Below are 21,779 nucleotides of genomic sequence, written 5' to 3'. Positions count from 1 at the left end.
TCTGAAAACCGTTTCACACTTTTCAGGATGCGCTTTAGCTACACAAAGCGTCGCTTTTGAGCAAGGGACTCCGATACGCAGTTGATGCAAGATCGGAATGAGATAAAAAAGAAAGGGCGCTAAAAAGCGCCCTTTTCGTTTATCCGGCGATTTTCGAGAAATCGGCCACCTTGCTGGTGGCAGTACGGATTTGTTCAAGCAGTGCGAGACGGTTGGCGCGGACATTTTCGTCCTCGTCATTGACCAAGACGCTCTCAAAGAATATATCGACCGGACCGCGCAGCTTGGCCAGCGCCAGCATTGCACCACCGAAATCCTCGCGAGCGATAGCTTCTTCAGCTTCCTGAGCTGCGAGGTTTACCGCCGCATAAAGCGCCTTTTCCTCGTCAAGCTTCAGCAGAGCAGCATCGACGCTTTGAGCGACCATGGTGCCCTTCTTTTCTTCCGCAGCCAGAATATTGGCCGCGCGCTTGGTACCAGCCAGCAGGTTTTTGCCGTCTTCTTCATTGATAAACACGATTAGCGCTTCAACACGACGGGCAACCAGCAGAAGATTGTCGGCATCAGCGGTCAGAACCGCATCAATCGCGTCGTAACGTGCACCATCTTCCTTCAGGTGAACCTTGAAGCGGTCATGCAAGAAGGACAGCAGATCGGACAGCAACGGCTCAGCATTAGCTTCGACTTCCGCGCGTGTGGTCGTTTCAAGATTGCGCAGTGCGTTATCAACGTCCTGTTCGCCGTCCACATCGCCAGACTTTTCAGCGATCAGCCTTGCTTCGAACTCACGCAGTTTCCGCTGAACCTGGCCTTCCTTGAGCGACGTATAAGCCGAGCGCAGAAGTGGCAACAGTGGGAACTTCCAGTCTTGCGACAGAACCAGACGGATTACGCCCAATGCAGCACGACGCAGAGCAAACGGGTCTTTCGAGCCGGTCGGCTTTTCGTCAATCGCCCAGAAACCAACCAGTGTATCGAGCTTGTCAGCCAGAGCGACAGCAACAGCAACCGGGTTCTTCGGCACGAAATCCGATGGGCCTTGTGGCTTGTAATGCTCTTCTAGCGCAGCTGCGACGGCTTCGTTTTCACCCTGAAGAAGCGCATATTTGCGGCCCATTGCGCCCTGAAGTTCAGGGAACTCGCCGACAACTTCCGTCGTCAGATCGGCCTTTGCCAGAACTGCCGCACGCGCTGCAAGCTTGGGATCAGCGCCGACCAACGGTGCGATCTGGCTCGCCAGTTCGCGGATACGTTCAACGCGTGCGCCTTGCGTGCCGAGCTTGGCGTGGAAGGTCACATTGAGTGCATCCAAACGCGCCATGCGCTGATCAAGCGGCTTTTTCAGATCAAGGCCGAATTTTTCGCCAGACAGCGCCAGTTTATCGAGGTCTGGTAGATCATGCTGATCGGTGTGCCAGAAATAAAGCGCATCGGAGAGACGTGCGCGCACGACCTTGCCATTGCCGTAAGCGATTTCCGTGCCGCCATCGCGGGCCGCGATGTTCGAGATCAGAATGAACTTGTTCGACAGCGCTTCCGTTTCGCCCTGCTTGCGGGTGACGAAGCATTTCTGGTTGGCGCGGATGGTGAGGCGGATGACCTCCGGCGGGATTGCGAGGAATTCTTCCTCAAACTCGCCCATCAGCACGACCGGCCATTCAACCAGACCGGACACTTCTTCAAGCAAGCCTTCGTCTTCAACCAGATCGAGGCCAGATGCAAAAGTCAGATTACGGGCGTCCTGCAGTATGATTTCCTTGCGGCGCTCGGCGTCGAGCACCACGAAAGCCTTTTCAAGCTTTTCAACGTAGTCATCAAAGCGGCGCACCTTGATAGCCTGACCATCGCTTAAGAAACGATGACCATAGGTAAGATTGCCGGATTTCAGGCCGTCAATGTCAAACTCCACCACAACCGTTTCTTCGGTTTCAGGGCCGAATGTGCAGAGGATCGATTGCAGTGGACGCACCCAGCGAAGTGCACCCGGCTTTGATGAAGCCGCACCCCAACGCATGGATTTTGGCCATGGGAAGTTGCGGATCACTTGCGGTACGAGTTCCGCAATAATTTCTTCCGCAGCGCGACCCGCCTTGGTCAGATGGGCAACGTAGAAATCGCCCTTCTTTGGGTCGGAATGCACATGCGCCTGAGACACATCGGTCAATCCAGCCTTGCGCAAAAAGCCTGCAATGGCCTGCTCTGGAGCGGTGACCGAAGGTCCCTTCACGTCTTCATGCACGTCTTTCGAGCGCACGGTCAGACCGCGAACATCGAGCGTCAGACGACGCGGGGTCCAATAGGCAGTCGCTGCCTCATAGGTCAGACCGGCTTCCACCAGACCATCGGTGATCATCTTCTTGAAATCACCCGCAGCCTTGCGCTGCATACGAGCAGGAATCTCTTCCGAGAAAAGTTCGAGCAACAAATCAGGCATATTAATTACTCGCCCTCACGCTTGAGATTAAAACCACCGGCATCGGTCAACAGAAATGCTTCGCCGCACTGACGCGCGAGATTGCGCACACGCAGAATATAGCTCTGACGTTCAGTGACCGAGATCACGCCACGCGCATCCATCAGGTTAAAGACATGCGATGCCTTGATGCATTGGTCGTAAGCCGGGAAAACGCATTTATGCAGTGAGCCTTCGCCCGTGCTGCCTGCCTTCAAAATCGCTTCACATTCACGCTCTGCATCGATGAAATGCTGATGCAGAATTTCGGTGTTAGCCATTTCGAAATTGTAGCGGGAATATTCCTGCTCGGCTTGCAAGAAAACATCGCCATAGGTGAGTTTTTCTTCGCCTTCCAAGCCGTTGAAGTTGAGGTCATAGACATTGTCCACTCCCTGCACATACATGGCGAGGCGTTCCAGACCATAAGTCAGCTCGCCAGCAACCGGCGAGCATTCAATGCCGCAGACTTGCTGAAAATAAGTGAACTGCGACACTTCCATGCCGTCACACCAGCATTCCCAGCCAAGACCCCAAGCACCGAGCGTTGGGCTTTCCCAATCGTCTTCAACGAAGCGCACGTCATGCAGCGTTGGATCAAGGCCAATGGCCCGCAGCGAACCAAGATAGAGATCCTGAAGATTCGGCGGCGATGGCTTGATGATCACTTGATACTGGTAATAATGCTGCAAACGGTTTGGGTTTTCGCCATAGCGACCATCCTTCGGACGGCGCGAGGGCTGCACATAGGCAGCTTTCCAAGGCTTCGGCCCGAGCGAACGCAAAGTCGTTGCCGGGTGGAACGTACCCGCCCCTACTTCCATGTCGTAAGGCTGCAAAATAGCGCAACCGTGTTCCGCCCAATAATTATGGAGCGTCAGGATCAGACCCTGAAAGGAACGGGTGGGGTGCATATGTGCTGGCAACGTACTGGACACAGGGTCAGGCCTTGTTATTGAAATGATTGGCCCGGTCTAATTTGTCCGCCTGCCACGGTCAAGCGCACACTGTGACGCTAAAGGGCGATCTTATTGGGAGAAGCAAATGATTAGCCCGAAAATCGATGTGATTTCCGGGCGAGTATATTATTCAGTTTTGCTTTCTGGGGCTATTGTCGGCTCAGGCTTTTTGTCCTGGGCCTTAGCCTCCGAAGGATTTGGATCAGCGGCCAAACCTTTTTTGAGCTTTTCCTCAATCTTGGCCAGCTCTTCTGGCTCTGGTTTGCCTGCAATGGCATGGTTCCACTGGAATGTCGCTTCAAGCTGACGATCGGCACGCCAGTAAGCATCGCCAAGATGATCATTGATCGTCGGGTCTTCCGGGCGCAGCTTCACAGCCTTTTCCAGCTCGACCACGGCTTCCGGGTAACGACCGAGCTTATAATAAGCCCAGCCGAGCGAATCAACGATATAGCCATCCTGCGGACGCAGTTCGACGGCCTTCTTGATCATTGTGAGCGCTTCATCGAGATTTTCACCGCGATCAACCCATGAATAACCAAGATAATTCAGAACCTGCGGCTGGTCAGGGAAAAGCTCAAGCGCCTTTTTGAAATTTGGCTCTGCCTGATCCCATTCCTTCAGTCGCTCATGCGCGATACCGCGCTGATAGAACACCGGCCAGTCCTTGCGTTCTGGCAATTTGATCTGTTCTACAGCCGCATCATAGATTTTTGCTGCATCGGCAAAATTCTTGTCCTGTGCATATACACCGCCGAGTGCGAGATAAGTGCGCAGATCAGTCTTGTCACGTTTTAGCAAGGTTTTGAGCTGCTCGATTGCATCGCCGGTCTTTTCATTTTCGGCGAGATTAAGCGCCCGCTGCATTTCGGCATCGCGTCTGTAGGGCGACTTTTCCGGCACACGGCCATAATAGTCAACAGCTTTTTCCGGCTGGCGCAGCTTGGCTGAAATATCGCCGAGCTGATAAAACGTCGCGTCATTATTCGGACGCAACGGCAGCGACATTTGCAGATAAAGCTTTGCGAAAGCTTCGGCACCGCCACGATTGATTGCCGTGCCAAGCGTATAAAGCACTTCACCGGCACCCTGTTGCGGTGTGTCGATCAAGCGCGGATATTTCTGTCCGGCCTCAATCTTTTCGCGCATTTCGGTGATGGTCAAACGGCCATTGAGCAGTTCTTCCGCATCTTTAAGCAACTTGATCGCGCCGTCTTTGTCACCCTGACGCAGCTTGAACGCGGCATAGGACATCACGATGCGCTCGTAAGTATCGGGAGCCGCAGCACCACCCGGACGATCATCAATCGCCTGTTGGTAATAATTGCGTGCGTCCTGCTTCTGCCCAGCAATATCAGCGATCAAAGCGGCGTTATAAATACGAAAAAGGTTATACCATTCCGGGCCCTGGATTTTGTTAACATCGGCAAGCGCGGTTTTGGGATTGCCCTGCCCAACCTTGACCCATGCACTCATAAGACTGGTGGCCAGCACATCCATATCCGACTGAACCGACAGCATCAGAAGCGGACCAGTCTTGCGATATTGCTTCTTGGAAATAGCATCAATTGCCAAAGCAACGCGCGAAAAACGCTCAATCTCGGGCTGGTCTTTGAGTTCCTCAGCAAGGGGCAGTGCATCCTTGAAGCGGCCTTCGGTCAAAAGTGCGAGAAGCAGATTCTGCTTGATGATGTCATTGCCGGGATCAAAAGCCATGGCCTGACGATAGAAATCAACCGCAGCCCCAATATTATTATCGGCCTCAGCCGTGCGCGCTGCGAGATAAGCGCCTGCAAACGAACCAGCACGTACTTGTGAAACGGGATCGGGATTTGATTTGGCCATGGCTGCATTTGCAGGCAAAGCGACACCCGCCAAAGCGAGGAGAAGCAATCCGTAAAGCGGACGACGTTTCAATCCCTGCAGCATAAAGCTCAGTCCTCTTTCCGATTCCGTATAAGACCTCTATTCAGAGGCACCCCAAGCATGGCCTTTTTGGGATTCATGCGCAAGAAAAGCATCCGTGGTGATTTTCTTTTATTTTTCCAACTATCCAGTCTTGGCTTAATTTACGCGGCTGATGCAGAAATCAATCACTTCAATCAGCGCATCTTTTTCAGGCGATGCTTTCAGCGGTTCCAAAGCATCGCGGGCACTCTCGCCAAAATGGCGTGCACGCTGAACGGTATCGGCAATCGCGCCATGCTTGGTCATGATGACAATCGCCTTTTCAAGCGAAGCATCATCGCTGGCACCATTTTCAATCGCATGCTTCCAGAAAGCACGTTCTTCGTCAGTGCCAAGACGATAGCTCAGGATAACTGGCAGCGTAATCTTGCCTTCGCGAAAATCATCGCCAGTGTTTTTGCCAAGATCTTTAGCAGAACCACCATAATCCAGCGCATCATCAACGAGCTGGAACGCAAGGCCGAGATTGAGGCCATAATCGCGCAACGCTGCACGATCTGACGGTTTTGCATTGGCAATAATCGGGCCGACTTCTGCGGCAGCCGAAAACAGCGCAGCAGTTTTAGCCTTGATCACCGCCAGATATTCATCTTCCGTGGTTTCCATATTTTTGGCTGCAGCAAGCTGCATCACTTCGCCCTCGGCAATAACCGAAGCAGACGTTGCCAACACATCAAGCGCATCGAGCGAGCCGACATCGACCATCATCTTGAAGGCCTGACCAAGCAGAAAATCGCCAACCAGCACACTTGCCTGATTGCCCCAGATCATGCGTGCCGTGCTTTTGCCACGACGCAGATCGCTTTCATCCACCACATCATCATGAAGCAGCGTTGCCGTATGCATGAATTCAACAGCCGTCGCGAGACGCACATGCCCCTCGCCCTCATAGCCAAACATGCGGGCGGAGGCGAGCGTCATCATCGGGCGCAAACGCTTGCCGCCAGAAGAAATGAGATGGTTTGCGACTTCCGGGATCATTTCAACATCAGAACCGGCACGCGACAGAATCAATTCGTTCACACGTCCCATGTCGGCCTTTGTCAGGTCGACCAGAGGCTGAACCGATCCCTCTCGCTTGTTATTCCCGTCCAAATTCAAAACCACACCCAATATCGTCACTCCTAGCTGCAGATCACACTATTTGTGCTGATCAGAATGCTCAAGACGCTTTACAGCCCCTGTAACATCCAAGCTTTTTATTCAGAGCCTGTTCATCATTCAAGGAAGCAGTTGTCAATGCGGTCTATTGGTTACACATTGTCGAAATGATCGAACTTATGCGCACAAATGATTCCGTTCTGCTTTCCGTCGCTGAAACGCTGATGAAAGAAGCAGGTATCATCTATTTCATCGCCGATACCAATATGAGCATTCTTGAAGGTTCGCTGGGCATTATACCAAGACGCTTTCTGGTGGAAGAAGACCGGTTGGCGGAAGCGCGGCGTTACCTTATCGATGCGGGTCTGGAACACGAATTACGCAATCATGACGAATAAGATTGCCAAACACGCAGATGACAGCGTGGCAGAAACGCTCGATACATTTCATCGCGGCGCATTTCATCTTTTGCAGCCCGCATTGAAAGGCCATCGATCGGGTGTCGATGCAATGATTCTTGCAAGCAGTGTGCCGGGTGACTTTTCCGGTCACGTCGCTGATCTTGGTAGTGGTGCCGGTGCGGCAGGACTTGCGGTTGCTTCACGCTGCAAAAATTCTCGCGTTACGCTTATTGAACGCTCAGACTTCATGCTTGGTTTCGCTCGTAAAACCCTTGCGCATCCGCTGAATGTAGCTTTCGCAGATCGCCTCGATATTCTCGAAGCCGATGTATCGCTCACCGGCAAAGCGCGTGCTGCCGCGGGACTTATCGACGACAGCTTTGACTTTGCCATCATGAACCCGCCTTTCAACGAGGCAAGCGATCGCTCAACGCCCGATCCTGTCAAAGCAGAAGCGCATGTCATGCCGGAAGGCATGTTTGACCAATGGCTGCGCACTGCATCCGGTATTGTCAGGCCGGGCGGTGGTGTCGCCATCATTGCGCGTCCCGGTTCGATTGCGCAGATACTTGCAGCACTTGAAGGCCGCTTTGGCGGCTTGAAAATCATTCCAATCCAACCCCGTCCCGAAGGTGCCGCCATACGCATGGTCATTACCGGCATTCGTGGTAGCCGCGCAGGGTTGTCGCTTATGCCAGCGCTTATTCTTCATGGCAATGAAGGCAATGACTTTACACCGCGCGCCATCGCTATCAACAATGGGCAAACGTCGCTGCTTTAGAGAAACTCGCAAGCCAACAGTGCGTATGTGCAAACAATAAATTTGGGGGAACTAAAGTCATGATTCTTATCGTTGGAACCGTTCGACTGCCCGCTGAAAACTTGGATTCGGCACGCCCCATTATGAAACGTATGATCGAAGCAAGTCGTGCTGAAACTGGCTGTATTGAATATACTTATGCTCAGGATGTATTTGAACTGGGCCTTATTCACGTAAAAGAGCTTTGGCAGGATCGAATTTCACTGGAAAAACACTTTGCTTCTGACCACATAGCTCAGTGGCGCTCCCATTGGCCGGAGCTCAGAATAACGGACCACAATCTGGTACGCTATGAAGTCAGCGCTCCGGAAATAACTTGAAAAGAAGAAGAATGACGTCAAACCAGAAGCCTGTTCGCCCTGTCTCCATCATGCGCCGATTTTTGGATAGCGAATCTGCAGGTGGAATCGTGCTTATGGGGGCGGCAGCATTGGCACTGATTGTCGCCAATTCGCCCTTATCCGATGCCTATTTCACTGCGCTGCATTTTTATCTGGGACCGCTCAGTGTTTCACACTGGGTCAATGATGCATTGATGGCGGTATTTTTTCTGCTGGTCGGCCTTGAGATCAAGCGAGAGTTTCTTGACGGCCAGCTTGCAAGCTGGCCCAACCGAATCCTGCCCGGAATTGCTGCTGCAGGCGGCGTGATCGTGCCCGCCCTTATTTTCGTGGCATTTAATTATGGCGACCCGGAAAAGGTACGTGGCTGGGCTGTACCTTCTGCAACCGACATTGCTTTCGCGCTCGGTGTTTTGTCACTGCTTGGGTCACGCGTACCGACAAGTCTCAAGGTTTTTTTGGCAACGCTTGCGATCCTTGACGATCTGGCAGCCGTGATCATCATCGCGATTTTCTATACCGCCGAAATATCTATGCCTTATCTTGGTGCAGCCTTTGTGACAGCCGCAGTACTGTTTGCTATGAACCGGCTTGGTGTCTCCAGATTGCTGCCATACCTCATCGGCGCTGCAATATTGTGGTTTTTCGTGCTCAATTCTGGTGTTCATGCAACGGTTGCAGGCGTTGTCGCAGCCCTCATGATCCCGCTTAAAGCCGCCAAAGCAAAGCCTGATGATATGAGCTCGCCGCTTCACACGTTGGAACATGCGCTGGCAAAGCCGGTTGCATTTTTCATCGTGCCGGTCTTTGGTTTTGCCAATGCCGGTATTTCTTTCGCGGGCATGACGCCTTCGATCATCTTCGATACGCTGCCACTTGGAATCATGCTCGGCCTATTTATCGGCAAGCAGATTGGTGTGTTTGGCGCGGCATGGCTTGCGATCAAAACAGGCCTCGCTCAAATGCCAATGGGTGCAAGCTGGGGCCAGCTTTATGGTGTGGCAATCCTATGCGGCATCGGCTTTACCATGAGCATCTTTATTGGTCTTCTGTCATTCCCGTCAGAACTCTTGCAGGCAGAAACGAAAATCGGCGTCCTGACGGGCTCCGCGCTTTCAGCAGTCTGCGGTTATGTCCTGCTCACAATGCTGGCAAAGCCAAAAAACTAACGTTTTTTCAATGCCCGGAACAAAATTCCGGGCATTGCTCTTTGTGTTTGCATATTTGCTTCCTACATTCGTTTTAAGATGTTTTTTCAAGTTGGAGTTTGATTTGTCCGGCATATTGTCCCGCTTCATTCCGCGTCGTTTTCGCAAAAAAGAAATTGAAATTCCCGTTGTGCGTCTGCACGGCGCCATTATGAGTGGTGGTTCTGCGCTGCGTCCTTCGCTTTCACTTGCAAGTGCAGCCGGCATTCTTGAAAAAGCGTTTAACGACAAGGAAACCCCGGCAGTTGCCATTTCGATCAATTCCCCCGGCGGCTCGCCAGTACAATCACGGCTGATCTATCGCCGTATTCGGGATCTGGCCGATGAGCATCAAAAACGTGTGTTCGTTTTCGTCGAGGACGCAGCCGCATCTGGCGGTTATATGATCGCGCTTGCGGGCGATGAAATCATTGCTGATCCTTCGTCGATTGTCGGTTCAATCGGCGTGGTTTCTGCATCCTTTGGCTTCCCTGAGCTACTCAAGAAAATCGGTGTCGAGCGTCGCGTTTATACTGCAGGCCAGAACAAGGCCGTGCTTGACCCGTTCCAGCCGGAGAAAAAAGCCGATATAGACCGACTTAAGACGCTACAGCTTGAAATCCATGAGACCTTTATAGATATGGTCAAGGAACGTCGTGGCAGCAAGCTTGCTGATGATCCAGACCTTTTCACGGGCATGTTCTGGACTGGCACCAAGGGTAAGGAACTTGGACTTGTCGATGGTCTTGGTGATATGCGCAGTTTCCTGCGCAAAACCTATGGCAACAAAGTGAAGCTTAACCTGATTGAGCCAAAACGCGGCCTGTTGGGTCGCAAGGCCCCAGGCATAGAAATCGCACTCGGTGGGATTGACCCTGCTGCAATTGCAGCCAATCTTGGCGACGGCATACTATCCGTTGCAGAAGAAAAAGCGCTTTGGGCTCGATACGGGCTTTGAATTCCATGGATTTACCATGTTATGATGCATAAACTGACAGTCAGTGTTATGCTATCTGTCAAGAATTATCACTGCATGATCTCAAAATGGCATTCTGGGATCTGTTTTAAGCCTGAGGATTAAAGGCCATGCCCCAGCTTATATTTCTACTGCTGATTATTGCTGCCGCATGGTACGGTTATCGATCGTTCAAGCGCGAAGCCACACGCGTTACCCAGCGCGTGCGCCGCGCCGAAAAGGAAGCGCAGAACCGCGCGCATGGAACGCTCGTTCAAGATCCAAAGACTGGCGAATATTACGTCAAGAAAGACTGATCATAACCAATTTCAGTCATGCATATTTCCTCCAAGGCCGCGCAAACGGTTCAATACACAGCTCCGGCCAAAATTAATCTCGCGCTCCATGTCACCGGGCGTCGGGATGACGGGTATCATCTGCTCGACATGCTGGTAGTGTTTGCCGATTACGGCGATGTTATTCGCGTTGAGAATACCCAACAGGATCATTTTACAATCAGCGGACGCTTTGAAAAAGGTGTTCCGCTTGATAACAGCAATCTCGTTCTTAAAGCGCGTGATGCGTTACGAGAAACTAGCGCGCATGACCTGCCGCCTGTTTCCATACACCTTGAAAAAAACATGCCGATAGCTTCTGGCATTGGCGGCGGCTCTAGCGATGCCGCAGCCACCCTGCTTGCACTCAATGATCTTTGGCAACTGAACCTCAGCTTTGACAGGCTGGCAGAGCTTGGTTTGAAATTGGGGGCCGATCTTCCCATGTGTCTGCATGGTGCGGCGTATGGCACGCCTTTGATTGCACGCGGTATTGGTGAGCGGCTTACTCCCGTCAAAGGAATGCCTAAGCTAGAGCTGCTTCTTGTTAATGACGGCACGGCGGTTGCCACACCGGATGTCTTCCGTGCATTGACAAAACGCGATAACCCACCCCTGACCTTGCCCCCTCAGTCAGACACAGAAATGCTCTGCACTTACTTAGGTTCGACACGCAACGACTTGCTACCAGCAGCTCTGACACTCGCGCCACAAATCAGCGGCACACTTGACGTGCTGCGTACACATCAGACGCTATTCGCACGAATGTCAGGTTCAGGCGCGACCTGCTTTGCCCTTTTCAAAGATCGCCAATCCGCGGCATTTGCAGCCAGTCAGATCAAGGCACAAAACCCTAACTGGTTTGTTGTTGCAACCCAAACGGCATCGTCAGCATCCTGACCAAGCGCACCAGTTTCAGCATTTTAATGTTCACATATACTTGATCAAATAGCATATTTTTTGGCTATTCACCTAAAATCCATTTAGATTGTTCACCATATGAGATACAATCTGTGAACCATCTGCTGTCTATGCCTGTGCATTGGAAAGGCCTATCTCTCAATCATCGAAACGACGAAGAAATCGCCGCTTCCCACACCCAAGGAGATAGAAAATGAAAAAGTTTGTTCTTGCTGCTGTAGCTGTTGCTCTAAGTGCCGGTGCTGCTTTCGCTGAAAATCCAAATGTTGGCACTCCTGCTGCTCTTTATGCCAATGACCGCACGCCAGTGTCCTCGCAGCAGGTCGATAACACTGCGACCGCTTCCATCGGCCAGTCAACTTTCAGTGACGGTTCGGCTCATCGCTTTGGCGACGCATCGCCTTCGAGCTTTCAGAAATAATATCCGCTAATCCCGGTTACGTGCAAAAAGGCGAAGCCACTCAGGCTCCGCCTTTTGTCGTCTCTGGCGGAGTGATGATTGCCGACAGCCTCACCGGCTTCAACTGACGCGCCAAATCTTCAAGCTCAATCGCAATGGAAGGTAATGGTTTGAGAGTATCAATTCTCACCAACAATCCAGCTTTCAACGATGGCTTATGGCCAAAGACTTTTCCAAACAGTCCCAAGCAATATTCCTGTGCCAGTGTAAAACGCGCCGCAGAATTCGCAGCATCCATGTGACGCTGTACTGAAACCATCCAGTCGTCCGACAATGTCGCACCGGGTTGTAAAAATAGCAGCCATTGCGTTCGCACCGAACCAATAGCGTTAGATAGATCATCCTCATTATAAAGAGCGCAGCCTGCGCCTTCCGCCACTAGCCTCGTCTCATCCATCGAGCCTTGATCAATGACGACGACGCGGCGCAAAAGCCCATCCACCACTGCAGGCACCAAGGCCGACAAGCTATGCGCCAGAAGCTTTTCAGAGTTTTGAGTGACTATGAGTACGGACAACATAGCCCCTTCTATATCAAGTCCGCGTAGTCGAAAAGCTGCGCCTACTTATGTTCTTGATTTGTTCTATAATTTGCGATAGGAATAGATTCACCAACAAGAGAACAAGTCATGGAAATCATCCAGCAGGCAGATAAAGCAGCATTCGGAGCAGGACGCGCGGAACATGCCAATGCGCTTGTGAGTGAAGCAGGCTTGCGCATTGACCATTCACGTCGGCGCGGTCGTGGGGCTGGTATCAACCCGACAGGACGTTTCGAGCCCAGCACGCGACATGAATTTGACGATGGTTGGGAGTCCCTTGAAGATTTACCGCCGTTCAAGACTGACGTTCAGGTGGAAAAGCCACGCACGATTATCACGCGAAACGATTCCCCTGACATCAATTTCGACCGCTCCATCAATCCCTATCGCGGCTGCGAACATGGCTGTATCTATTGCTTCGCACGTCCTTCACACAGCTATATGGGCCTTTCCGCTGGGCTTGATTTCGAAGCGCGCCTGTTTGCCAAGCCAAACGCGGCGCACCTGCTCGAACGCGAGCTGGCAAAGCCCGGCTATACACCCAAAACAATTGCCATCGGCACCAACACCGACCCTTATCAGCCTATCGAGAAAAAATGGCGCATCATGCGTGAGATTCTCGAAGTGCTGGAGGCCGCCAATCACCCCGTGGGAATTGTCACCAAGTCGGCTCTGGTGGTGCGAGACGTCGACATACTCAGCCGTATGGCCGAAAAGGGACTTGCAAAGGTCGCACTTTCAGTTACCACGCTTGATGCCGATCTTGCACGCACCATGGAGCCACGCGCTTCGACCCCAACCCTGCGACTGCAAGCCATTCGCAAGCTCAACGATGCGGGCATTCCCACCAATGTCATGATGGGGCCAGTTATTCCTGGGATCAACGATCATGAGATTGAGCGCATTCTGGATGCGGCATATGCACAAGGCGCGCGTGAGGCGGGCTATGTGCTGCTGCGTCTGCCGCTTGAAGTGGCGCCTTTGTTCAAGGACTGGTTGCTGCGCAATTATCCTGACCGTTATCGCCATGTGATGTCGCTTGTACGCTCCATGCGCGACGGCAAGGATTATGATGCGGAATGGGGTAAGCGCATGCGCGGCACTGGCCCTTATGCATGGCAAATCGGGCGTCGTTTCGAAATTAGCGCACGCAAGCTCGGCTTCAATTCAAAGCGTATTCCCTTCCGTACCGACCTGTTTGAACCCGTTGAAAAGGGTGGAAAACAACTTTCGCTTTTCTAAATACTGGAAATCAGAGCGCGATATTTCAGCGTTCTGGTTCAGAAGATACGCTGACGTTTATGTGTGCATGAGTTGTCAGTTGTGCGTTCCATCCCCGTCTGATTTTTTCGGACGGAAGGCCCCTGCTTTTACGCCAATATCCTCGGCAGGGACCTTGCGGAGAATCAGAAGCAATGCGAGCATCGCCGCCAAATGAAACGCTTGTCTTCTGATTCTCCGCTCCTCTTTGAAATACCACTCGCACCAGACTTCTCTGAAGAAGAGAAATATCTGTCGCGAGGTCTTAAATATATCGCTGGCATTGATGAAGCTGGCCGCGGCCCGTTAGCGGGTCCAGTCGTTGCGGCAACGGTTGTTCTTGACCCGGATGACTTGCCTGAAGGACTGGATGATTCAAAGCGGCTGAAGGCTGCCAAGCGCGATGCGCTTTATGAAATCATTCTGGCCAAAGCGCTGACCGTTTCGGTCGCAAGCTTAAGTGCCCGCAGCATTGATGGGAGCGACATTCGCAAAGCAGCCCTTGAAGCAATGCGGCGTTCGTTTATGGGCCTGACACTCAGCCCGGATCACGCCTTGATTGATGGTCGTGATATTCCTCCCGGTTTGTCTTGCCCCGGCTCTGCTTTGGTTAAGGGCGATCAACGTTCCGTATCTATTGCTGCTGCTTCCATCGTGGCAAAGGTCACACGTGACCGTATGTTGAACCGTGCAGGCGCAGCCCATCCCGCCTATGGGCTTGAAGTGCACGCGGGTTATGGCACAGTCAGGCATCGCGCAGCCATTGAGACCGAGGGGCCTGTGCCCGGCATTCATCGCTATAGTTTTGCACCAATCAAAGGGCGCTATTCCTGCTGACAGTTCGGCGCATACCGAAGCGCATGCGAACGGCAAAGTGCTAAAGAGCATTGAAGCCTTTCATACATGCAGGATCAGAATGAACCAGAAAACAAATATTGCCGTCGAACTCGGATTGCTGCTTCTGCTGGCAACCCTGTGGGGAGCGTCCTATAGCTTCATCAAGATCGGTGTAGAGACAATCCCACCTATTACATTGATCGCTGCGAGAACATTGGTCGCCGGACTTATACTGATAGCGATCATCAGGCTGCGGGGCTTCAGGCTTCCGGCAGATCCTGTCATTTGGAAGCGCTTTCTGTTTCAGGCCTGCCTGAACAGCGTTATCCCTTTCACAGCAATTGCCTGGGCGGAACAAACGACAGAGGCAGGGCTTGCGGCCATCCTGAATTCAACGACACCGATATTCACATTCCTGATCACGCTTTTGATTACCCGGCATGAGCCCATTACAAGCCGCAGGCTGTTTGGCGTGGCGGCTGGCCTCAGCGGAACATGCCTAATCATCGGCATGCAGTCGCTTGGTGGGCTGGGCAAAGAACTATGGGCACAACTCGCAATCGTCGCGGCAACGATTTGCTATGCATGTGCCGCAATCTTTGGCCGGAACTTTAAGGGTCTTGATCCGATGATCCCCGCTGCCGGCTCGCTGATAAGCGGTGCGATCATTCTCATTCCGCTAAGCCTCATCATTGATCGCCCTTGGACGCTCGATCCTAGTGCAAACTCGATACTCGCCTTGCTCAGTTTGGCTGTGTTTTCAACCGCAGCGGCGTTTACGATTTACTTCCGTCTGATCCAGACTTTGGGCTCAGTTGGCACAACCGCACAAGCCTATCTGCGCGTTCCCATCGGCGTCGGTATTGGCGTGATTTTTCTCGGAGAACGCCTGACATCGACAGCATGGCTGGGATTGGCATTTGTCATCATAGGCGTCATCGCCATAACTTTACCGGCCAAACAGAAAAATAGCAGCTAAAAGCCGCCGTAATTCAGGTAGGCATGAACTTACACAACGATAAAACAAGGCTTCCTGAAACCATAAGCTGATAGGCAAAGACGAAAAACGCCGCCCTTTTGAGGCGGCGTTTCTAAAACTTGATGATAGTAAACTTAGTTCAGGTTTGTCTTGACCTGACCGAGCGCATCCTTGAACAAGGTGCCTGCAACCTTGGCGTCAACCTTGTCGGCGACGATTTTGCCAGCTGCGGCAATTGCCAGATCGACAGCCGAAGCGCGGACCGCATTAATTGCATCGGTTTCAGCGGTTGCAATCTTCTGCTCTGCAAGCTTGTTGCGACGAACAACATATTCTTCCGTCGCGCGCTTTGCGTCTTCGAGAAGCGCCTTTGCTTCACGTTCAGCGGCAGCAACAATGTCGCCGGCTTCTTTTTCGGCTTCCTTACGCTTGCGATGATATTCCGCAAGAAGCTGCTGAGCTTCTTCACGCAAGGTGCGGGCTTCTTCGAGTTCCTTCTTGATATTTTCGGCACGCTCATCGAGCGAGCGTCCAATCATGCCCGGAACCTTCAGATAGGCAATCAGTGCCAAGAAGAGAAGAAGAGCAATAAATGCCCAAAATGTTGAATCCATTTTCGTCTCCTCAGGCGTTTGCGGTTTTGACGGCTGCTGTGACGTCGGCCTTGTCGGCCTTGGTTCCCAGAAGCTGCTCAACAATCGCAGACGTGGTTTCTTCGGCGATCGTACCGACATCGCTCATGGCCTTGGCCTTGATTGCGGCGATACGTTCTTCGGCTTCCGCAAGCTTGCCTTCAAGAACAGCTTCTGCAGCTGCACGTTCGGCATCTGCTTCGCCTTTGCCCTTTTCGCGAGCAGCTTCAGCAATCGAAGCAGCCTTGGTACGGGCCGCAGCCAGTTCCTGCTCGTAAGCAGCAATCGCGTTGTCTGCATCCTGCTTGAGGCGGGCAGCCTGTTCGAGATCCTGTGCGATACGGTCACGACGGTTCTCGATCACACCGCCGATACGTGGCAGAACCACACGCGACAGAAACAGATAGAAAAGACCGAAAGTGATCGCCAGCCACAAAAGCTGCGATGCATAATGGGTGGAATCAAACGGCGGGAATACGCCGCTGCCGTGTCCGGCATCGTGCGCGACCCCGGTTTCGGTGTGCACAGCATCGGCTGCGCCGTGCTCGCCAGCAGCTGGTGCCGGTTGCGATTCGGTGGCGGTTTGGGCAAACGCCGTGGACACGAACATCCAGATTTCCCCTTTAATCCAGCATATTCTTACCGGAAAGAATTTCCGGTTTTAAACATGCTCACTCAGACTTCATATGCAAAGGCCAGCCGCGCTGCATTTCAAGATACAGATCGCGGCAGGCCAGTTTCTTGCGACTGTTGATTAAACAGCGAAGAGGAGCAGAAGCGCGATGAGCAGCGAGAAGATGCCCAGAGCTTCCGTCACAGCGAAACCGAACACGAGACGGCCGAACTGGCTGTCAGCAGCGGATGGGTTACGCAGAGCGCCCGAGAGATAGCTACCGAAAATGTTGCCGAGGCCGAGAGCCGTACCGGCCATACCGAAACACGCGAGACCGGCGCCGATGTACTTTGCTGCTTCCGCTTCCATGTTAAAGCTCCTTCTGGATTGTAAATTAGTGCGGATTTCTGTTCTGGCGGAAACCCGCCGGCTAGAACCTTAGTGTCCTGGATGTACTGCGTCGTTAATGTACATGCAGGTAAGAACGGTGAAGACGTAGGCCTGGAGGAATGCAACCAGGAACTCAAGAGCGGTGATCGCGACCGTCATGATCAAAGGCAGGATTGCGCCACCAATACCAAGTGCACCAAGCGAGCTCAGCGAGACAACGAAGCCTGCGAAAACCTTGAGTGTGATGTGGCCTGCCAGCATGTTCGCAAAAAGACGAACTGAAAGACTGATAGGGCGCGAGAGGAACGAGATGATTTCAATGGCTACAACCAGCGGCACGATGATTCCCGGAACACCACTTGGCACGAAGAGCTTGAGGAAGCCCAAACCGTGCTTATAGAAACCGTAGATAATCACAGTACCGATAACCAGCAAGGCGAGTGCAAAGGTTACGATGATCTGGCTGGTGATGGTGTAGAAATAAGGGAACAGGCCGATGAAGTTTGCGACCAGAATAAACATGAACAGCGAGAACACGAATGGGAAGAACTTCATGCCCTTCGAACCAGCTGAATCTCTCAGGCTCGATGCTACAAACTCGTAGGCCATTTCCGAAACCGACTGAAGGCGGCTTGGGATCAAACCACGGCTCGACGATGTGAAATAAAGGAAACCGGATGCCAGCACAACGGTCGCGACCATGAAAGCCGAAACATTGGTGAACGACAGGTCCAAACCACCGACATCGATCGGAATCAATCGGGAAACCTGGAACTGATGGATCGGATCGTTGGCCAACTTAACCTCGTCTGTCGTTCCTGCCCTTAGGCGTTTCAGTCGCGAGCCTCAAAGGCTCGCTTGGGGCGTTTCAGTCACGGACCAACGGTCCGCTTGTCTCAAGCGTCTATACGCGAACATTTTCGTGATGTCCGCCAAGATTTATTCCTTATTGCTCTTTTCCACGTCAGACTTAATGTTGCCGTGATCGGCGACATAACCTGCGGAACGGAGCACGTTGAGGGTGCCAGCACCGAAGCCGAGAAGGAGAAAGATGATCAACCCCCATGGCGACGTACCTGCGTAGCGATCAAGAGCCCAACCAATCACCGCGCCAACCACGATACCAGCGATAAATTCACTGGAGAGTTTCATGGCTTGCGCGACAGAACCAGTCGTGTCTGATCGCCCATCCTCTGAAGCTGGTTGCTTAAATACACCTTTTTTGGCCAACTCGGCCTCAAGGCGATTCAAACGTTGATCCAGCCCCCCGGAAGCAGCCTTGTTATCCACATTCCTGCCTGCACCGGATGATTTACCGGGCTCAGTGCCGCTCGTCATTGGCAGCTCCTTTTGCAAGAAATGCGGGCGTTACAAGCCCATTTCCAAGTTGCGCGAAACATATTGACACACCGCCCGCTAGTCAAGGCAGTCAAGCACTTGCTTCAAAAGGTTTTTTCTCTAATAATTGCAATGATTTAGCGGATAACGCGGCCAATTTTCCGATCAAAGTGGGAAAATGCGTAACAAATCGACCCAAAAATTGGAATCGAATTGGGTCCAATCGGGTGCAGAGATTCACCACTATGCATGTGTTTCAAGCGGCCTTCGAAACAAATAAATGTGTATCGAAGTGATCTGATTGCGAAGAGCGGATCAACTCCAGCCACCACCATAGGTACGGTAGAAAACATGGAGGCCAATTGTTGTGAGTTTTTTCATCGTCGGCGCCCAGAACGGACTAACATAGGTCGCATGATAATGGGTGGAAGAGCCGACTTCTGGCAACCATATCCGACCAGCCGTCACGGTTTTAGCAACCTGCTGTGCCATACGCCATTGAGGCATTTCGGTGACGCGATGCTTTTGACCGTCGCAGGCAAATGAGAACTGGCAAGCATTCAGCCAATTGCGATTCTGATAAACAACGCCACAAATCGTGCCAGGATAGGCCGGATTGCGAACACGGTTCAGCACAACCTGTGCAACCGCCACCTGCCCTTTCACAGATTCGCCGCGCGCTTCGTAATAAACGGCCTCAGCCAGGCATTTCTGCTCTTTTGTACCAAATGATTCGGCAGGCAACGGCGTTGCAGCCCAAGCATGATCCTGCTCGCCAATTGGTGGCACAAAGCGGCCCGCATCTGCTTCCGGCGTCAGAATGCTCTCAAATGGAGAGGTTTTGCCATAGTCTGGCTTAGATGGCGCATAGCCCAACGCGAGAACGTCGGGCTCATTATTATTCATCAGCTTTGCCAGTTGGACTGGAAATTCCGATCTGGGCTTGGGCGGTTTGATCGCGTGGAACGCCATCGCAATGTCAACCTCCTTCCCCTCGATGCTGGATTTAGAAAAGGACATACGCGCGTCAATCTTTTCACGCGGGGTTGTAATCATGCTGATTTTTTCAAACATGCTGCCCGCATTGAACGCGCGCGCTGGCGCTTTTGGCTTCACCGAAACAATACGATCTGTCTTATCGGAACGATTGATACGGTTCTCATCCGGGTTGGGATCATCAATGCCAAGCTTTGCAGTTTTCTGGCCACCAGAAAGCGCAACGCGTCCGATGCCGGGAACTTCGATACCTGTTGTTGAAATGCTGCCGGTAACTGTTGTTGCATCCACAAACGGCATCTCAGCCTGATGTAGCGAACCAACCGGTGCCTTGGCCACAAACGCCGTCCAGCGATGACCTGCAATATCAGCACTCGGCACAAGGCTTGCCATATCCTGAAAAGCGATCGCATTGGAGTTAAACAAATAAGCCATTGCGGCAAGCAGAAGCGGCAAAAGGCGCTGTGGCTTATTTACAAGCTGGCGCGGCTTTGCACGCACGGCATAATAGCGACCATCCTCAGGGCAATAGCCCGTTACCGGATAGTGCCATACCGGTTCGGCTACGGCCTTTGACCGGCCAAACAGCGCTCGTATGGAACCAAGACGCACCGCAAACTCCACTCGCAACGATTACTTAACTATGTCTGATAATCGCGCATTAACCTTGATGGAGTGTTAACGATACTGTGTTTACCCTTTGAAAATATTGATTAATTTTGAATTAATATTATCTGGCGAGGTTTGTTTTCATTTGCTTTTTTAGTTCCCTCAATAGCATGATAGAGCGAACTTCAACCTTCGCGATTTATGCGAATTCCCAAATGAATGTAAAATATTCAAAAACAAGAAGCCGGTTTTTAACCCAGCTTCACCGTCCAGCGTTCAATATCTGCACTTTGACCGATCAGTGCCAGACCATTGGCAATCGAATCAAACTGGTTCGAGCTTGTAACCATCGCATCAGGGAATCGCTTTTCGAAAGCTGTTCGAATGGCTGGAACAAAGGATGTGCCGCCTGTCAAAAACACACGATCGATACCGTCGAAAGTCAGCTCGGCCTGTTCAACTGCCTGCTTTACCGATTGCTCAATATTGGCCACATCGTCGGAAATCCAATTGTCAAAATCATTGCGGGTAATTGCCGAGCGAATTTCGAAATCATCCGCTTTGAAATGCAATTCGGATAGTCGCTCCGACGACAGGCGCACCTTGAGGTCCGACACGGCACGATAAATCTCATAGCCATAATCATTTTCGATCAGATTGATGAAATGCTCAAGCGGCTCAGGGTCGACAGCATTTTTAGCAAGGTCAGTCAGTGAGCGGATGGTCGCTGGTGAATTCATCAGAAACAGCGTGTTCCAGCGTGCGAAGTTTGCATAATAATGGCGAGGGATCGGAAGCCTCTTACCGAAGGATTTATATTCGCCATTCTTACCGAGCAGCGGTGAGACTGCGTTATCGATGATGCGATAATCGAAGGTATCACCTGCAATGCCGAGACCAGTCTGGCTTAGCGGCGTGAAGCTCAGCCCCGATCCACCCACTTCAAAACGCACAATCGAAAAGTCGCTCGTACCGCCGCCAAAGTCGGCAACCAGAACGGTCGATTCAGCTTTCAGTTCCTGCGCATAAAAATAGGCGGCTGCTACCGGCTCGTAGACATAATGAATGTCTGTGAAGCCGAAGGCGCGAAACGCCTTTTCATAGCGCTGCATAGCCAGTTCCTCGTCCGGCGACGCGCCTGCAAAAATAACCGGACGGCCAATGACAACACGGTTGCCCTTTGGCGGCAGGCGGTCACCAAGTCGTGCTGCTACAGATTCTAGAAAAGTTTCAAGAATATCTTCGAATTTGAAGCGCTTGCCAAAAACCGGCGTATCGGTGAAAGATTTGGCTGCTGCAAAAGTCTTGAAGGATTGCAGCATGCGTGTTGAATGCGGTGCATTCACAAATGCATCCATCGCCCACGGGCCGCTTTCAGAAATTCTCTCGCCAGTTTCGCGATCCTGCCAGAAACAGAGAATCGAACGATAGCCGGTAACATCAACGCCATCCTTCGGCACGCTCAAAACGGCAGTTGAGCCATCGGGCGAAGCAAGCGAAAGCACCGTATTTGTCGTGCCGAAATCGATCCCCATTGTGACACCGTCGAAACGGCTCTGGCTAGTTGTCGTCATGATTTGCCTCGGATCGTGGGGATTTTCGGGAGGCGGCGAATTAGCAGACTGATGATAGTTTCTCAAGTCACGAATAACGAATATGAGATGTTCGTAACAGATGAAGTTAA

23 protein-coding genes are annotated in these 21,779 nt (G+C 52.1%); 11 read left to right on the top strand and 12 right to left on the bottom strand.

Annotated elements, in window-relative coordinates:
* Positions 1-139 precede the first annotated feature (139 nt).
* The 4 genes from glyS to CEV31_RS07755 all read right to left on the bottom strand — a co-directional run bounded on the left by glyS (position 140) and on the right by CEV31_RS07755 (position 6,492).
* On the bottom strand, positions 140-2,434 hold the full coding sequence (gene glyS / locus CEV31_RS07770; protein WP_094506429.1) for a glycine--tRNA ligase subunit beta: 2,295 nt from the start codon (positions 2,432-2,434) through the stop codon (positions 140-142).
* A 5-nt stretch (positions 2,435-2,439) separates the two neighbouring features.
* On the bottom strand, positions 2,440-3,366 hold the full coding sequence (locus tag CEV31_RS07765) for a glycine--tRNA ligase subunit alpha (protein ID WP_094506580.1): 927 nt from the start codon (positions 3,364-3,366) through the stop codon (positions 2,440-2,442).
* A 171-nt stretch (positions 3,367-3,537) separates the two neighbouring features.
* Complete coding sequence (locus tag CEV31_RS07760) at positions 3,538-5,340, bottom strand: tetratricopeptide repeat protein (RefSeq protein ID WP_094506428.1); 1,803 nt, start codon at positions 5,338-5,340, stop codon at positions 3,538-3,540.
* A gap of 135 nt (positions 5,341-5,475) precedes the next feature.
* The gene (locus CEV31_RS07755; protein WP_094506579.1) at positions 5,476-6,492 is read right to left on the bottom strand and encodes a polyprenyl synthetase family protein; all 1,017 of its coding nucleotides are present in this window, start codon (positions 6,490-6,492) and stop codon (positions 5,476-5,478) included.
* Positions 6,493-6,647: 155 nt separating this feature from the next.
* On the opposite strand from CEV31_RS07755, the gene CEV31_RS07750 reads away from it, so the two are divergent.
* The 8 genes from CEV31_RS07750 (at position 6,648) to CEV31_RS07715 (ending at position 11,861) form a co-directional block, all read left to right on the top strand.
* The gene (locus CEV31_RS07750) at positions 6,648-6,878 is read left to right on the top strand and encodes a putative signal transducing protein (protein WP_094506427.1); all 231 of its coding nucleotides are present in this window, start codon (positions 6,648-6,650) and stop codon (positions 6,876-6,878) included.
* The gene (locus CEV31_RS07745; protein WP_169717314.1) at positions 6,868-7,662 is read left to right on the top strand and encodes a tRNA1(Val) (adenine(37)-N6)-methyltransferase; all 795 of its coding nucleotides are present in this window, start codon (positions 6,868-6,870) and stop codon (positions 7,660-7,662) included. Before CEV31_RS07750 ends, CEV31_RS07745 begins: the two co-directional genes overlap by 11 nt.
* Positions 7,663-7,721: 59 nt before the next feature.
* On the top strand, positions 7,722-8,021 hold the full coding sequence (locus tag CEV31_RS07740) for a putative quinol monooxygenase (RefSeq protein ID WP_094506426.1): 300 nt from the start codon (positions 7,722-7,724) through the stop codon (positions 8,019-8,021).
* Positions 8,022-8,032: 11 nt separating this feature from the next.
* Positions 8,033-9,211, top strand: a complete 1,179-nt coding sequence (gene nhaA / locus CEV31_RS07735) for a Na+/H+ antiporter NhaA (protein WP_094506425.1) — start codon at positions 8,033-8,035, stop codon at positions 9,209-9,211.
* 103 nt (positions 9,212-9,314) lie between these two features.
* Complete coding sequence (locus tag CEV31_RS07730; protein ID WP_094506577.1) at positions 9,315-10,187, top strand: S49 family peptidase; 873 nt, start codon at positions 9,315-9,317, stop codon at positions 10,185-10,187.
* 128 nt (positions 10,188-10,315) lie between these two features.
* Positions 10,316-10,501, top strand: coding sequence for a hypothetical protein (locus tag CEV31_RS07725; protein ID WP_094506424.1), 186 nt, complete (start codon positions 10,316-10,318; stop codon positions 10,499-10,501).
* A gap of 18 nt (positions 10,502-10,519) precedes the next feature.
* Positions 10,520-11,419 (top strand): 4-(cytidine 5'-diphospho)-2-C-methyl-D-erythritol kinase, encoded by a 900-nt coding sequence (locus CEV31_RS07720; RefSeq protein ID WP_094506423.1) that lies wholly within the window; start codon positions 10,520-10,522, stop codon positions 11,417-11,419.
* 214 nt (positions 11,420-11,633) lie between these two features.
* Positions 11,634-11,861, top strand: a complete 228-nt coding sequence (locus tag CEV31_RS07715) for a hypothetical protein (protein WP_094506422.1) — start codon at positions 11,634-11,636, stop codon at positions 11,859-11,861.
* A 40-nt stretch (positions 11,862-11,901) separates the two neighbouring features.
* Here the strand turns inward: CEV31_RS07715 and CEV31_RS07710 are convergent, their stop codons facing one another.
* A complete protein-coding gene (locus CEV31_RS07710; RefSeq protein ID WP_094506421.1) occupies positions 11,902-12,420 on the bottom strand; it encodes a glycosyltransferase family 2 protein in 519 nt (172 codons plus the stop codon).
* Between the two features lie 108 nt (positions 12,421-12,528).
* Here CEV31_RS07710 and CEV31_RS07705 point away from each other — a divergent pair, with 108 nt between their 5' ends.
* The 3 genes from CEV31_RS07705 (at position 12,529) to CEV31_RS07695 (ending at position 15,517) form a co-directional block, all read left to right on the top strand.
* The gene (locus CEV31_RS07705) at positions 12,529-13,683 is read left to right on the top strand and encodes a PA0069 family radical SAM protein (RefSeq protein ID WP_094506420.1); all 1,155 of its coding nucleotides are present in this window, start codon (positions 12,529-12,531) and stop codon (positions 13,681-13,683) included.
* A gap of 192 nt (positions 13,684-13,875) precedes the next feature.
* The gene (locus tag CEV31_RS07700; RefSeq protein ID WP_094506419.1) at positions 13,876-14,538 is read left to right on the top strand and encodes a ribonuclease HII; all 663 of its coding nucleotides are present in this window, start codon (positions 13,876-13,878) and stop codon (positions 14,536-14,538) included.
* A gap of 79 nt (positions 14,539-14,617) precedes the next feature.
* Positions 14,618-15,517 (top strand): DMT family transporter, encoded by a 900-nt coding sequence (locus CEV31_RS07695; protein ID WP_094506418.1) that lies wholly within the window; start codon positions 14,618-14,620, stop codon positions 15,515-15,517.
* Positions 15,518-15,651: 134 nt separating this feature from the next.
* On the opposite strand, the gene CEV31_RS07690 is transcribed toward CEV31_RS07695, so the two are convergent.
* From CEV31_RS07690 to CEV31_RS07660, 7 genes are all read right to left on the bottom strand, one after another.
* The gene (locus CEV31_RS07690) at positions 15,652-16,131 is read right to left on the bottom strand and encodes a F0F1 ATP synthase subunit B (RefSeq protein ID WP_094506417.1); all 480 of its coding nucleotides are present in this window, start codon (positions 16,129-16,131) and stop codon (positions 15,652-15,654) included.
* A gap of 10 nt (positions 16,132-16,141) precedes the next feature.
* Positions 16,142-16,759 carry a F0F1 ATP synthase subunit B gene (locus CEV31_RS07685; protein WP_094506416.1) on the bottom strand — a complete coding sequence of 206 codons (618 nt, stop codon included), beginning with the start codon at positions 16,757-16,759 and terminating at the stop codon, positions 16,142-16,144.
* 144 nt (positions 16,760-16,903) lie between these two features.
* Positions 16,904-17,131, bottom strand: a complete 228-nt coding sequence (locus CEV31_RS07680; RefSeq protein ID WP_007632966.1) for a F0F1 ATP synthase subunit C — start codon at positions 17,129-17,131, stop codon at positions 16,904-16,906.
* 69 nt (positions 17,132-17,200) lie between these two features.
* Positions 17,201-17,950 carry a F0F1 ATP synthase subunit A gene (locus CEV31_RS07675; RefSeq protein ID WP_094506415.1) on the bottom strand — a complete coding sequence of 250 codons (750 nt, stop codon included), beginning with the start codon at positions 17,948-17,950 and terminating at the stop codon, positions 17,201-17,203.
* 141 nt (positions 17,951-18,091) lie between these two features.
* A complete protein-coding gene (locus CEV31_RS07670) occupies positions 18,092-18,490 on the bottom strand; it encodes an AtpZ/AtpI family protein (protein ID WP_094506414.1) in 399 nt (132 codons plus the stop codon).
* Positions 18,491-18,805: 315 nt separating this feature from the next.
* Positions 18,806-20,098, bottom strand: a complete 1,293-nt coding sequence (locus CEV31_RS07665) for a cell wall hydrolase (RefSeq protein ID WP_094506576.1) — start codon at positions 20,096-20,098, stop codon at positions 18,806-18,808.
* A 248-nt stretch (positions 20,099-20,346) separates the two neighbouring features.
* Positions 20,347-21,669 carry an Hsp70 family protein gene (locus CEV31_RS07660; protein WP_094506413.1) on the bottom strand — a complete coding sequence of 441 codons (1,323 nt, stop codon included), beginning with the start codon at positions 21,667-21,669 and terminating at the stop codon, positions 20,347-20,349.
* Positions 21,670-21,779: the final 110 nt, after the last annotated feature.

The organism is Brucella thiophenivorans, assembly GCF_002252445.1.
Classification (GTDB): Bacteria; Pseudomonadota; Alphaproteobacteria; order Rhizobiales; family Rhizobiaceae; genus Brucella; species Brucella thiophenivorans.
This window is presented reverse-complemented; position numbering and strand designations above follow the sequence as displayed.